The organism is Nocardia brasiliensis NBRC 14402, assembly GCF_000308475.2.
GTDB classification, from domain to species: domain Bacteria; phylum Actinomycetota; class Actinomycetes; order Mycobacteriales; family Mycobacteriaceae; genus Nocardia; species Nocardia brasiliensis.
On sequence record NZ_BAFT02000081.1, the window covers coordinates 85,592 to 99,550 of the forward strand.

Annotated in this window: 10 protein-coding genes; 6 read left to right on the forward strand and 4 right to left on the reverse strand. The window is 68.2% G+C overall.

The window, feature by feature from the left end; genetic code table 11:
* Positions 1-445: 445 nt before the first annotated feature.
* Positions 446-1,048 carry a TetR/AcrR family transcriptional regulator gene (locus TY25_RS29730; RefSeq protein ID WP_042261594.1) on the reverse strand — a complete coding sequence of 201 codons (603 nt, stop codon included), beginning with the start codon at positions 1,046-1,048 and terminating at the stop codon, positions 446-448.
* Between the two features lie 71 nt (positions 1,049-1,119).
* On the opposite strand from TY25_RS29730, the gene TY25_RS29735 reads away from it, so the two are divergent.
* From TY25_RS29735 to TY25_RS29745, 3 genes are all read left to right on the forward strand, one after another.
* A complete protein-coding gene (locus TY25_RS29735; protein WP_052383267.1) occupies positions 1,120-2,559 on the forward strand; it encodes an alpha/beta hydrolase in 1,440 nt (479 codons plus the stop codon).
* 1,248 nt (positions 2,560-3,807) lie between these two features.
* Positions 3,808-4,266 (forward strand): MarR family winged helix-turn-helix transcriptional regulator, encoded by a 459-nt coding sequence (locus TY25_RS29740; protein WP_042261528.1) that lies wholly within the window; start codon positions 3,808-3,810, stop codon positions 4,264-4,266.
* A 5-nt stretch (positions 4,267-4,271) separates the two neighbouring features.
* Positions 4,272-5,261, forward strand: a complete 990-nt coding sequence (locus tag TY25_RS29745; protein WP_042261529.1) for a zinc-binding alcohol dehydrogenase family protein — start codon at positions 4,272-4,274, stop codon at positions 5,259-5,261.
* Between the two features lie 243 nt (positions 5,262-5,504).
* Here the strand turns inward: TY25_RS29745 and TY25_RS29750 are convergent, their stop codons facing one another.
* Together TY25_RS29750 and TY25_RS29755 are read right to left on the reverse strand one after the other, a co-directional pair.
* Positions 5,505-8,468: an AfsR/SARP family transcriptional regulator gene (locus TY25_RS29750; RefSeq protein ID WP_052383268.1), complete on the reverse strand. Its 2,964-nt coding sequence runs from the start codon at positions 8,466-8,468 to the stop codon at positions 5,505-5,507.
* 143 nt (positions 8,469-8,611) lie between these two features.
* A complete protein-coding gene (locus TY25_RS29755; protein WP_042261533.1) occupies positions 8,612-10,042 on the reverse strand; it encodes an MFS transporter in 1,431 nt (476 codons plus the stop codon).
* A 126-nt stretch (positions 10,043-10,168) separates the two neighbouring features.
* On the opposite strand from TY25_RS29755, the gene TY25_RS29760 reads away from it, so the two are divergent.
* Positions 10,169-10,738 carry a TetR/AcrR family transcriptional regulator gene (locus TY25_RS29760; RefSeq protein WP_042261535.1) on the forward strand — a complete coding sequence of 190 codons (570 nt, stop codon included), beginning with the start codon at positions 10,169-10,171 and terminating at the stop codon, positions 10,736-10,738.
* Positions 10,739-10,758: 20 nt separating this feature from the next.
* Here the strand turns inward: TY25_RS29760 and TY25_RS29765 are convergent, their stop codons facing one another.
* On the reverse strand, positions 10,759-11,835 hold the full coding sequence (locus TY25_RS29765) for an AraC family transcriptional regulator (protein ID WP_226887051.1): 1,077 nt from the start codon (positions 11,833-11,835) through the stop codon (positions 10,759-10,761).
* Positions 11,836-11,844: 9 nt separating this feature from the next.
* Between TY25_RS29765 and TY25_RS29770 the strand changes: the two genes are divergently transcribed.
* Both TY25_RS29770 and TY25_RS29775 read left to right on the forward strand, forming a co-directional pair.
* The gene (locus TY25_RS29770) at positions 11,845-13,356 is read left to right on the forward strand and encodes a flavin-containing monooxygenase (RefSeq protein WP_042261538.1); all 1,512 of its coding nucleotides are present in this window, start codon (positions 11,845-11,847) and stop codon (positions 13,354-13,356) included.
* 70 nt (positions 13,357-13,426) lie between these two features.
* Positions 13,427-13,915, forward strand: coding sequence for a shikimate kinase (locus TY25_RS29775; protein ID WP_226887050.1), 489 nt, complete (start codon positions 13,427-13,429; stop codon positions 13,913-13,915).
* Positions 13,916-13,959 lie beyond the last annotated feature (44 nt).

A 13,959-nucleotide genomic window follows, 5' to 3' on the forward strand; every position in this document is an offset into this window, starting at 1 on the left:
AGGTGGGGCGTACACGCGTTCCGGTGTGATCTGCACGATCAACCGCTCGGCAGCCGGCTCCGGCGGCAGTGTCGCCCCCGGTCACGACCGCATCGAAGGCGGGTGCCCACCGTGCGCTGCCGGCCGGATTCGCCCCCGCGAGTGCCGACACTTACGCCGAACCTGTCCTGGCGGTGTCCTGGATCGGCTGGGTGCAGCCGCTGCCCGATGCGCTCGGCGCCGACGATCTGCGGATCCGGCGAGCGTGGCCGTCCGCCGGGACAGTGTGCGGTTAGCGCTTATCCGTTGTCTGCAATCGGACCCGCCACGGTGGCGTATCGGCGCGAAAGCCCGGGGTGCTACCGGACTTTCGACGTTGCCGACTTGACGACCACGCCCGTCATCCGTCGGACCGTCGCCTTCGAGGACCCTACGCTGGTCCGTGCCTTCGGCTCTCCCGCGGAATTCAGCGGCACAGTTGATCGAGGTGTTCGCGGAGCAACTCCCGAACACGTTCCGGTGAAACCTTTTCCGGGCGGATCAGCGCTTGCACGGTGAGGCCGTCGATAAAGACGTAGAGCCGTTGTGCTTCCCGTTCGAGATCGAGGCCGGCGCGCAGGACTCCGCTCGCGGCCAGTTCGTCGAGCACCCAGGCGACGAGTTCCGCTGTGGCGTCGTACAGTTCGTCACTGCTCTGCCGCAAGGCGGGCTCGGTCAGCACGCGGCCCAGGAAGGCCAGCCAGACCTTGGTCACCGTGTGTTGCCGCGGGCCGGTCGGCAGCAGGCCGGTCAGCAGGATCTGCGCCGCCCGGTCGACCGGGTCGGCGGCCAGGTCCAGCTGCCGAATCCGGTCCATCATGCCCTCGCCGACCATGCCGAGCGAGAACGCGAGCAACTCGGACTGCGTCGAGAAGTAGTGCCGCAGGCTGCCCATCGACACCCCGGCCTCGGTGGCGACCTTGCGTACCGAGGCGTGCTCGAGTCCGTCGCGCTGGATCACCCGCCAGGCCGCTTCGGCGATCGCATGCCGTCGCTGCTGGTGCGCCTGCGGGTCCACGGTTCGAGCCATCTCGTATTTGTAGCACAACTGTGCTAGGTTTCATTACCAATACAGTCGTGCTGAGAAAGCGGAGAACAGTGATGCGGTGGTTCGGGGCGATACTCGCGGTCGTGGCGCTCGCCGCCGGTGCCTGTTCGGCGGTGCCGTCCCGGCCGGCCGAGCCCGCGTGGTCACCGTGTCAGGGCGGCGCAGACGACGGGCGGCAGTGGGAATGCGCGACGATCACCGCCGCGCGGGACTATCGCGATCCCGGCGCGGGCACGATCGAGCTCGCGTTGATCCGCACCCGCAGCGCCGATCCCGCGAAGCGACTCGGCTCGTTGGTCTACAACCCTGGCGGACCCGGCGGTTCCGGCCTGGAAACCGTTGGGGGCGTGGCCACCCGGTTCTCCGCCCTGCTCGACCGATACGACCTGGTGTCCTGGGATCCGCGCGGGGTCGGTCGGAGCACCCCGGTGGTTTGCACGGAAACCACACTGCCCGAACGTGTTCCGCGTACAGACGCGGAGTGGGCCGCGATCGACGCGAGCAGCAGGCAATTCGCCGACTCGTGCGTTGCTGGTTCGGGGGACCTGCTGCCTCACGTCGGATTGTTCGACTCCGCGCGCGATCTCGATCTCGTCCGCGCCGCGGTGGGCGACGACCGGCTCAACTATCTCGGCGTCTCCTACGGCGGGCAGCTCGGTGCCGCGTACGCCACACTCTTCCCGGAGCGGGTCGGACGCATGCTGCTCGACGCGCCCGGCACCCCGTTGCGCACCTTCCGGCAGAGCCTGCTCGATCAGTCCGCAGGCAGTGAGGCGGCACTGCGCGACTTCCTCGCTTTCTGTGTCACCCAAGGAAATTGCCCCCTCGGCGCGACCGCTGAGGAGGCGCTGGACCGGGTCGACGACTTCCTCGCCCGCACGGAGATGTCGCCGCTGCCCACCGGGCGCGGTACACCGCTCACCCGATCGGTCGCGACCGCCGGACTGGGTCTCGGTGCCGCGGCCCCAGAGGTGTGGCCGCACCTGATCACCGCCCTCGCCCAGGCCATCTCCGGCAACGGCGACGAACTCGTCGGCTACGCCGACCTTTTCGCCGGCCTACGCCCCGACGGCACCCGCTCGAACTTCGCCGCCATCAACACCGCCGCGAACTGCGCCGACTATCCGGACGTCTACTCCGTCGCCCAGGTCCGTGCGCTGCTGCCCGAATTCGCCGCCACCGCACCACGATTCGGCGAACTGACCGCCCTCCGCCTAGCCGAATGCGCCCACTGGCCGGTCCACGGCGTCGGCCGCGCCCCGTTGGGCGCCGCAGGCGCACCCCCGATCCTGCTGATCGGCAACACCGGCGACCCAGAAGCCCCCCTCACCTGGGTAACCGAACTAGCCCAAGCCCTCCCCTCCGGCATCCTCCTCACCTACCACGGCGTCGGCCACGGCGCCTACGGCGGAGTAGACGCCTGCGTCGACCGAACAGCGAACGCCTACCTGCGCGACGGAGTCGTGCCGGACCGCGGAACAACCTGCCGCTAGCCGCTAGCCGCTAGCCCCTAGCCCCTCGCCCTCGCCGGAACCTGGCCGGCTCGGTCCGAGTGCGGATACCCGCGATGGTGGCCCGTCCCCGGTCTACACGCCGGACGTCGTGTGTTGAGTCTGTTTAGGCGGTAGGAGTTTTGGATGTGGCGGCTACCCGTGGTGGTGTGCCCGTCCCAGGTTTGCACGCCGGAATTGGTGTGTTGAGTTTGATTGGGCGGTGAGGGTTTTGGGCGTGGTGGCTACCCGTGGTGGTGTGCCCGTCCTGGGTTTTGCGCGCCGGACTCTGTGTGTTGAGTTCAGTTGGGCGGTAGCTGTTTTGAGCGTGGAGGCTACCCGCAATGGTGTAGCGCGTCCCAGGTTTGCACTCGGATCATGCTGAGCGCGTCGTCTGCCGTACCCGGCTGTAGGTGCAGGTCAGGTGCGTGATGTCTTGTTCCGGCGTGGTCATCTGGCTGTGGTTGCGTCTCGAGCGGCTTGGGAGGGGAGGGGGTCGGGTTGTCTGGACCAAGCGACAGATAGGTGGCGGGGTCACAGAGCGTTTGCACGGTTCACAGGGGTTGTAGCTGCTGTGAAGCGTAGAGACGGTCTGTGAAGCCGTGGGCCGCACTGTCACGCGCAGCCGATCACGCCAGAAACCCCTGGTCGCCGTGTACCAAGCGACAGCTTGGTGCGTGTCGACACGCGGAAACCCCACAGCTGCACCACTTCTCGGGATTCACACCCTTTCTGGCCGGCCAAAACCGGTGCAAGTCCCGAGAACTGGTGCAGATCCCAAAGCATCCCCAGAGCATTCGCCCGCCCCCGAAAGGAAACGCTCGAGAACGGCACCACAGCCAGACGACCACGCTGGGACGCGACACCGCGCACCCGGCGCGCGCCTACAGCCGGGAACGGCACCCGACGCGCTCAGCACTATCCGTGTAACTACCGCGGCAGGAACACCAAACTGGGCTCGGCGAACTTCGGAAGCCAGCCAACCACCCCAAACGCAACCCTCTCCCCAGAACTCAACCACCCCAACGCAACGTTCTCGCCAGAACTCAACCACCCCCAACGCAACATTCTCTCCGGAACCCAACCACCCTCGCCTGGCGACGCCAGGAACAAACGACACCCCTCCCATGTTCCATTCCATGGAAACAATATCTACGGCGTCAACGGGGGATAAGCCCGCCGGATCCACTGAAGAGCGGCGAACCCATCGGGCAAACGGGCTGAGCAACGTGACATGGAATGGAGTGACGAATGTCGGATGCGCGTCTGGTCGATCTGTTCGACCAGCTGGTGCGGGTCGAGATCCTGCTGTGGAATGCCGTGGAGCGTCGGTTGCGGGCCGAGCACGAGCTTCCGGTGCCGTGGTTCGAGATGATGCGCGTCGCGGATCGGCTCGGTGGGGCGCGGGTGCGTGACGTCGCCGAGGCGTTGACGATCACCGAGGGTGGTGCCAGCAAGATCGTGGATCGGGTGCAGGCGGCCGGTTATGCCGAACGTACCCGTGATCCGGCGGACGGCCGATCGTCACGGATCACGTTGACGCCCAGAGGTATTCGGATGCTCCGTGCCGCCACCGCGACCGCAGAGGCGGAACTCGCCGAACGGGTCGGTGCCGTCCTCGGCCCCGATTCGCTGGACCGGCTCGACGCCACGTTGCGTCTGCTCCGTGCCGCCAACACCGCCGCTGCGGCGGAGAACTACCAGGAGTGATTCGAATGTCCGCTGTTCCCGATACCATGCGAGCCGTCGTGCTCGATGGCCCCGGACCGGTCGAGGCCCTGCAAGTGCGGCAGCTGCCGGTTCCTGCGCCCCGGTCGGGTGAAGTGCTGATCAAGGTAAAAGCGTTCGGGCTCAACCGGTCCGAGCTACACACCAGACTCGGTCTGGCGGAAGGAGTGACCTTCCCGCGGGTGCCGGGCATCGAGGCGACGGGCGTCGTCGCCGCTTGTCCCGGCGGAGAATTCGCTGTCGGCAGTCAGGTGATGGCGATGATGGGCGGTATGGGCCGCACCTTCGACGGTGGATATGCGGAATACACCTGTGTCCCCGCCGCCCAGGTGCTTTCGTTCACCAGCTCGCTGGCCTGGCCCACCCTCGGCGCTGTCCCGGAGATGCTGCAAACCGCCTACGGTTCTTTGACCATCGGCCTCGATGGTCATTCAGGTCAATCGATCCTGATCCGTGGCGGCAGTTCCTCGGTCGGCGCGGCCACCGCCGTGCTGGCCGCCCAGCGCGGCATGACCGTCTTGGCCACCACCCGCAATCCGGCGAAAGCCGAAGCGCTGCACCGGCTCGGCGTCGACCATGTGCTGATCGATGACGGCGCTGTCGCCGATCAGGTGCGCGAGCTGTTCCCAGACGGCGTCGATACCGCGCTCGAACTGGTGGGCACTCCGACGCTGCCGGATACCTTGCGTGCCACCAAGGTCCACGGCGTCGTCTGCTTCACCGGGATGCTTTCCAACGAATGGATAGTCGAGAACTTCTATCCCATCGGCTATCTGCCGCAGGGCGTGCGACTCACCGCCTACGGGGGCGACGCGAGCGATCTCCCGGCAGCCGTGCTGCAAAGTTTCCTCGATGCCGTGGCGGCCGGTCGCAGCACCGTTCCGGTGGATCGCGTCTTCTCGCTCGAGCAGATCCGAGAAGCTCACGCCTATATGGAATCCGGCGCAGCCACCGGCAAATTGGTTGTTGCGCTGTGAGTTCTGTCTGGAACAGGGAGAAGGGTGGTGGACAGGGTTCGAGTAACGGGCACGCGCTGCGCCTCGCGCACCCCTCGAACGCGAGTGGACGCGGTCCCGGCCCCGCCCTCCCGGTCTCGGTTTCCGGGCGGTCCCAGTTCCGCACGGATCATCCCTGTCCACCACTGGCGATGGTGTGGTCACATCGATAAAGCAGCATGCCAGCTGTTGTTCAGCAACCGATAAATATCGAATAAACGTTCGTTATTCCGTGTCCGCCGACTCGGCCTTTTGTCCGCCGGTGCCGAACAGCCGGTCGATGGTCGGCGCCGAGAGTCCGGCTCGGCGGAAGATCTCGGCCGCCTCGCGGAACTCCTGCTCGGCGCGCGCCCGCCTGCCCTGCGCCGCGAGCGCGGCCGCGTGCAAGGCCATCGCGCGAGCGCGATCGATCGGGTCGGCCGCTTTGGTCAGCAGGTGCAGCGCGTCCGCCGCGTTCGCCTGCGCCTCGGCAACGTTGCCCGCCCGCAGCTGGATCTGGGCCAGCCTGGTGCGGGCCCAGCCCTCCCACAGGCGTACCCCGTTGCGCTGCGCCGCGTGCACCGCATCGGTACCGAGCTCGATCGCGCGACGGTGCTCGCCGCGCATCGACAGCGTCGCGGCGAGCTCATGGGTGGCCCAGCCGAGCGCCACCGGGTTCGACGATTCCCGCGCCAACTCGATCGCCCGGCCCGCCATCCGCACCGCTTCCTCGTATTGCCCTGCCTCGCAGTAGGTCCGGGTGACCAGTGCCAAGCACCATGCCTCCATCGACCGATCGCCGAGCGCACGCGTGAGTTCGGTCGCGTGCTCGAAATGCCGATGCGACCCGTCGGCATCGCCGAGCCGCCGGGCGGCGACGCCGAGCAACACCGAGGCGAGCACCGAAAGCCTGCGATCGACATCGCTAGTCGTCGGGCCCGAGACCGCACGCAGATGCGGCAGGCTCGCCTCGACCTCCCCGAGTCCTACCTGGAGCAGCGCGCCGAGTGCCGTCCTGATCCGTCGTTCGGCGCCGTGGTTGTCCTCGGCAATGGCGGTGTCCAGCAACGATTCCAGCGCACGGGACAGTTCCCGGGCGCGGGTGCCCGCGTCCATCAGTTCGGCCATCACCCAGGCGAGGTCGGCTGCCACCTCCAGCGCACGTCCGCCGATGCGGGCCGCCTGCTGATGCAGCGCGATCACGACGGGGCGTTCGATGTCGTTCCACGCCTGGCCATCCGAGCCGCCGCAGAACGCGCGGCCGGCCGCGGTGGTCGGGACGAGCAGGCGGGCCGTGTTGCTGTAGTCGATCGCGCTGAGCAGATTTCGCGCACTCGCGAGGTGGTAGTCGAGCACGCGGACGAGCACCGCTGATTCGTCCTCGTCGGCCAGTCCGCACGCGAAAAGCCGCAGCAGGTCGTGGAATCGGTAGCGGCCGGGCGTCGTGGTCTCCAAAAGGCTGAGATCGACCAGGGATTCGCACACCTGCTCGGCCTCGGGCTCGGTGAGGCCGAGGATCGCCGCGATACCGTCCACCGAAAGATCGGGCACCTGCGCGAGCGCCAGCGTGCGAAATGCCTTGGCCTGGCGTTCGGTGAGCTGCCCGTAGCCGAGGTGGAACGCGGCCTCCACCGCCAGTTCACCCGTCTTCAACACGTCCAGCCGGTTCTTCTCGTCGGCCAGCCGCGCCGCGAACGAGGCGATCGTCCACTGCGGCCGGACCGCGAGCCGCGCCCCGACGATGCGCACCGCCAGCGGCAGGAACCCGCACTGGGCCACCACCTCCCGCGCCGACTCCGCCTCGGCGGCGACCCGATCCGCGCCGAGAATGTGCACGAGCAGCGTCGTCGCCTCCGCCTCGTCGAGCACGTCGAGCCGGGTGCGGGTCACCGCGGGTAGTTCGGTGAGCGCGGACCGGCTGGTGATCAGCACCGCGGACCCGGCGAGCAGCGGCGCCACCTGGCTGTAGTCCCTGGCATTGTCGAGCACCATAAGGATGCGCTTGCCGGACAGCCTGGTTCGCAGTTCGGCGGCACGCTCGTCGACGGTCGAGGGGATATCGCCCTCGGCGACGCCGAGCGCCCGCAGGAAGCCGCCGAGCGCGGCACCCGGGGGAGTGGGCACCGGGTCGACGCCGTGCAGGTTGGCGTACAGCTGCCCGTCCGGGAACCGATCCCGCACCCGATGTGCCACGTGCAGTGCGAGTGTCGTCTTGCCGACCCCGCCCATACCGCCGACCGCCGAGATCGCCACGGCGCTGCCCGCTCCGGTCAACTGATCGGCCAGTTCGGCGACGAGTTGCTCGCGTCCGGTGAAATCGGCGATATCGGGCGGTAATTGCGCGGGCACGGGATCGAGCCCGCGTTCGATGCCCGCGCCCGATCTGGTCGTCGGTTCGAACGCGCCGGTCCCGCTCGACGAGTCGGGCGTCGCATCGGCGCCGCCGCTCGCGGCGATCGGCGGCATCGCCCCGCGCAGGATCCGCTCGTGCACCACCGACAACTCCGGCCCCGGCTCTACCCCGACCCCGTCGACCAGGGCCCGTCGGGCCTGGGCGTACGCGTGCAGTGCGTCGGACTGCCGCCCGCAGTGATACAGCGCGGTCATCAGCAGCGCCCGGAAACGTTCGCGCAGTGGGTATTCCTCGATCAGCGGGCCGAGTTCGGCGACGGCGGCCGAGCTGTGACCGGTCTCGATATCGAGGGCGAGCCGATCCTCCAGGATGGCCAGCCGCCACTGCTCGAGCCGGATCCGTTGCCGTTCCGCGAACGGTCCCGGCAGTCCACTCAGCGCATTGCCCTGCCATTTGCCCAGGGCGGCAACCAGTTTCGCGCGGGCCGCGGCCGGATCGCGGTCGCGGACCTGGCCTGCCGCCGCGACGAGCCGCTCCACCTCCGCCACATCGGTGGCCTGGGGCGCGATGCGCAGCGCGTAGCCGTCGCCGACCGAGACCAGCACGGTCGAGGGAGCCCGGGCCGCGCGGCCGGGTTCCAGTGCGCGGCGCAACTGTGCGACGTGGGTCCGCAGCGCTGCGATCGCGCGCGGCACCGGCCGCTCGCCCCAGATCCCCTCGACCAACTCGGCCGCGGTCACCGCGTTTCCGGCACGCAGCAGCAGGGCCGCGAGCACGGCCCTGCGCTGCGGAGGTCCCAGGTGCAGCGGCGCCTCCCCGCGCCACCCCTTGACCTCGCCCAACACCTCGAAATGCACCAACCGACCTCCCGAACGCTGGGAGTTTACGTGGCACCGTGGCGCGTTGTCCGGCTCATGCGATCAGTCGCCGCGTGTCCCGTCCGCGCGGGAGGCGGCCGACGGCCGTCGCTGTGTTCTCCTCGGCGCGGTATCCGGCGAGGTCAGGCGGCGGATCGGGTGCTGCGGAAGGTCAGTGCCACGAGGAAGGTCAGGGCGGCTATACCGCACGCCGCGGCGAACGCCGTGGTGATCCCGCTGACCAGAACCTCGTGCGCCGAGCCCGACGCATCACGGACCGCGGTGCCGAAGACGGTCACCAGGATCGCCAGGCCGAGCGCCGATCCGGTCTGCTGCAGGGTCTGCATCGCACCGCCCGCCGCGCCCGCGTCCTCACCGGGCACGTTGGCCATGATGATCACGCCCAGCGGCGAGAAGGCCAAGCCGATACCGAGTCCCATCAAAACCATCGCCGCGAACAGGAGCGGGAAGTACCCGGATTCGGCGGTCAGCTGGGTGAGCAGGACCAGTCCGGACAGCATCAGCGCCGAACCGATCATGGTCACCGGCTTCGGGCCGAACCGCGGCAGCAGCCGGGGGATCAGCCTGATCATCGTGAACATCAGCACGGCGGTCGGCAAGAACGCGAAACCTGTTGCCAGCGCGCTCAACCCGCGCACCTCCTGGAGGTACTGGGTGAGGAAGAAGAACATCGACATGCCCGCCATCGGGCCGAAGAAGATATTGGCGTAACCGGCCGCCCGATCGCGGTCCAGGAACAGCCGCAGCGGCAGCAGGGGTTGCGCGGTGCGCAGTTCGATGACCAGGAACGCGGCGAGCAGCAGCAAGCCCGCAGCCAGGGCGATATCGGTGGTCTCGCTGCCCCAGCCGTTGGCCGCGGCGCTGATGAACCCGTAGACCAGCACCGCGACACCGGCGGTCGCCGTCACCGCGCCCGGTAGGTCGAGGCGTGCGGGCCTGCGCGGCGCGTCGAGCAGGTACCGCAGCGCGAGAACCACGACGGCCAGTCCGAACGGCACGTTGATGAACAATGCCGAGCGCCAGCTCAGCCATTCGGTGAGCAGCCCGCCGACGATCAGACCGATCGCGAAGCCCGCGCTCGACATACCCGAGAACAGCGCGAGCACGCGCATCCTGGCCTTCGGCTCGCTGAAGGTGGTGGTGAGCAGCGCAAGCGTGTTCGGCCCCGCCATCGCGGCGCCGATGCCTTGGACGACGCGCGCACCGATCAGCCACGCCGCCGAGGGCGCCAGCCCACCGACGAGGGAGGCCACCGTGAACAGGGCCGTCCCGATGATGAACAGCCTGCGTCTGCCGAACAGGTCGCCGGCGCGGCCGCCGAGCAGCAGCAGTCCGCCGAAGGTGAGGGCGTAGGCGTTGATGACCCAGGACAACCCGGTCGCGCTGAACTCCAGATCGGTGCGAATGCGCGGCAGCGCGACGTTCATGACGGTGATGTCGAGGACGATCATCAGCTGGCAGGTCAGCAGGGTGACCAGCACCAATCCCGATTGGAACGGCTTGGTTCCGGCGAGGGACGCGGGTGTTCCCGCGGTAAGGGTGTTCGTGGACAAAGAATGCTCCGTCGAATCGTGAGCTAAACGGAGATAGTCTCCGCTTCCGGCAGAGCTATCATATGGAGAGTTTCTCCGTTTACGCAAGACTAAACGGAGAGTCCATCCGTTTCTACTGGAGGGTTCATGGACGCACCGACGGCGGCACGGCCGATGCGGGCCGATGCGCGGCGCAACTATGAACGGATCATCGAGTGCGCCCGCGAGGCGTTCGCGGCGCACGGTCCGCAGGCGCCACTGGACGACATCGCGCGCCAAGCGCAGGTCGGTCCGGGGACGCTGTACCGGCACTTCCCGAATCGGGATGCGCTGATCGAAGCCGTCTACCGCTCCAGCCTCGAGCAATTGAGTCGACGTGCCTACGAGCTGCTCGAAAAACACTCTCCCGCCGACGCTTTGGCGCAATGGATGCAAGCCTTGGTGGCGTACGTGATGGACCGGCACAACCTCGTCACGACCTTGAAGGCGGTGATGGACCACGATTCGGAGGTCTTCACCCTGTGTCGCGCAACGATCACCGACGCGGCCGCCGCCCTGCTGCAGCCCGCTCAAGCCGCGGGCGCGATCCGCGCCGACGTCGAACCGCGCGATCTACTGCGCTTCGGGCACGGCATCGGCGCCGCGTGCGAGAAAACGCCCGAAGCCGCTCCGCGCATGCTCGCGGTCACCTTGGACGGGCTGCGCACGGCCCGATAGTTGTTGCCGGACAGTGCCGTTCACGCGCGGGCTACCGAGTTGTCGCGCCGGATCGCGGTCGGTGTCGTGCCCCACCAGCGCCGGCAGCAACGGGTGAAGGTCGCCTGCTCCGAGAGGCCGATCAGCGAGGCGACCTGGCTCATCGGCATGTCGGTGGTGGTGAGGTAGCGCCGGGCCTCGGCGCGGCGCACGTCGTCCAGGATCGCGGCGAACGAGGTGTGCTCGGCCGCCAGCCTGCGCTGCAGAGTTCGCGGATGCATATTGAGAAGTTTTGCGACGGAGCCGATTTCGGGCGGCAGCGTGCCGAGCAGCTGCTGTACCGCGGCATGGACCTGCGGCACCGCGGAGGCGCCGACCCCGCCTGCCTGTTCGGCCAGGAACGCCATCGCCAGCCGGTGCAGTTTCTCGTCCCCGCCGCTCAGTGGCCGGGTCGGCAGGTCGCGGGGGACGCGCAGCGCCGCGTAGGGCCGTTTGACCCGCACCGGCGCACCGAAGAACTCCTCGTAGCGGGCGAGCGGTGCCGCGGGCTGATACGGCAATTCGACCGAGCGCAGGCCGTAGCTGCCGTCCACCAGGCGCTGAATCGTGCGGTGCACGAACGCGAGTCCCAGATCTGTGGCCTGGGTGGGAATCGCCAGGCCCGGCTGGACCCCGTAGCGCAGCGCGATCACGCCGCGGTCGCCGTACGGGTCCGACTCGCCGGTCAGGGTGAGTGCGCGCGCATGCAGGAACAGATAGCGTGCCGAGCATTCCAGCACGCCGGTCAGTGAAGGGGAATTCCGGATGGCCAACGCGAGCGGGCCGAGCATGTCGAGGTCTTGGCGCAGCGAGATGCGCAGACCGAGGTCGGGGCAGTCCAGCCGGCGCGCCGCCAGTTCCAGCACGGAGGCGAGCGCGTGATCGGGGATGAGCAGGTCGTCGGCGTCGAGCGCGGCGACCGGCAACCCGCAGGCGGCGGCCAGTTGTTCGGCATCGCCGCCCAGCTCCGCGACGGTCGCGCGGAATCCGCGCAGTCCGGCGGAGCGGATGACCGACATGTCGTACAGAATCAAATAGTTGTCGCGCAAAGTCAAGAATGCGGTGTCGTGCCGCAGCACACTGGAACCATGAGTGAGCGCGGCAAGGCCCCGGAACACCTCGATGTCGTGATCGTCGGGGCCGGACTGTCCGGCATCGGCGCGGCGTACCGGTTGCAGACCGAGTGCCCCGGCAAGACCTACGCCATCCTGGAGGCCCGGGCGGCGCTGGGCGGTACCTGGGACCTGTTCCGCTACCCCGGCATCCGCTCGGACTCCGACATGTTCACCCTCGGCTATCCGTTCAAGCCCTGGCGCGACGCGAAATCGATCGCCGACGGGCCGTCGATCCTGCGCTACATCGAAGAGACCGCGGCCGAGAACGGCATCGACCGGCACATCCGCTACGGGACCAAGGTGATCGCCGCCGACTGGTCGAGCGAAACCGCCCGCTGGACACTGACTCTCGAACAGCGCGACGGCGCCGGTGAGACCGTGCGGCGCGAGCTGACCTGCGGCTTCCTCTACGCCTGTGCGGGTTACTACAACTACGACCACGGCTACACGCCTGAATTCCCCGGCCTCTCTTCGTTTTCCGGCCAGGTGGTGCATCCGCAGTGCTGGCCCGAGGAACTCGACTACCGCGGCAAGCGCGTCGTGGTGATCGGCAGCGGCGCCACCGCGGTCACCCTCGTGCCCTCGATGGCCGACGCCGCCGAGCAGGTGACGATGTTGCAGCGCAGCCCGACCTGGATCAGCGCGGTGCCGCGCCGGGACAAGCGCGCGGACAAGATCCGCGAACTGCTGCCGCCGAAGCTGGCGCATCGGGTGATCCGGACCAAGAACATCCTGTTCAGCATCGGTTTCTACCAGTACTGCCGCCGACGTCCCGAGTCGGCTCGAAACCTGCTGACCCGCTTGAACTTACGCATTCTCGGGGACAAGCAGATGGTGGCCGAGCACTTCACCCCCAGCTACAACCCGTGGGACCAGCGGTTGTGCGCCGCCCCGAGCGCGGACTTCTTCCGGGCGCTCAAGAAGGGCAAGGCCGAGGTCGTCACCGACCACATCGACACCTTCGTGCCGGAGGGCGTCCGGCTGCGGTCCGGTCGCGTGCTTCCCGCCGATATCGTGGTGACCGCGACCGGCTTGCAACTGCTGGCCTTCGGTGGCATCGCGCCCCGCGTCGATGGGGAAAACGTCACGCTGGCAGAGCAATTCGTCTGGCAGGGCACCATGGTGAGCGGTGTGCCCAACTTCGCCGTGTGCATCGGCTACACCAACGCGTCGTGGACGCTGCGGGCCGACCTCAGCTCCCGGCTGGTGTGCAAGATCATCAACCACATGGATCGCCGCGGCCAGGCCGCCGTCGTCCCGAAGCCGGACGGTGACCTGGTCGAGCAGCCGCTGCTGGAACTGACCTCCGGCTACATCCAGCGCGCGATCGGGGCGTTCCCCCGGCAAGGTGACCGTCGCCCGTGGAAGGTCCGGCAGAACTATCTGCTCGACTCCGTTTTCACGTTGCGCACCGATCTGGACAAGACCCTCGCGGCCACCCCGAAATCGGCGGTGCGGTCTGCCGATCTGGTCACCGCGCCCTGAGCGACGAAACACTCAGCGCGGCAAGCGACACGCTGCCCGGTGCCGCCGAATCGCGCTCTAGGCTGAACGGGTGGCGGTGATATTGGTGACGGGGATGTCGGGCACCGGAAAGTCGACGGTGCTGCGCGAGTTGGCGGGGCGCGGCTACCAGGTGGTCGACACCGATTACGGCCCGTGGATCGAGGACCTGCCGCTGCCCGACGGCACCGGCACCGAACGGCAATGGCGCGAAGACCTGATCGATGCCCTGATCACCGACCACGAGCGCACCGGTACCCCGCTGTTCCTCGCGGGCACCGTCTACAACCAGGACACCTTCTACCCGCGCTGCGCCGAGGTGGTCCTGCTGACCGCCGCGCTCCCGGTGCTCCTCGACCGCATCGCCACCCGCGCCACCAACCCCTTCGGCAAGACCCCGGAAGAACGTGCCCGCATCGAAGCCGACGCCGCCGAGATCGAGCCTCTCCTACGCCCGTCCGCGACCCTTGTGATCGACACGGACAAGCCCCTCGGCGAGGTGGTCGATCAACTCGCCGCCCTGGCCGGTCCCGTCAGCTGACCCCGGCCGACGGGTTGCCGCCGTACGGCGCCTGAGGTGGTCGG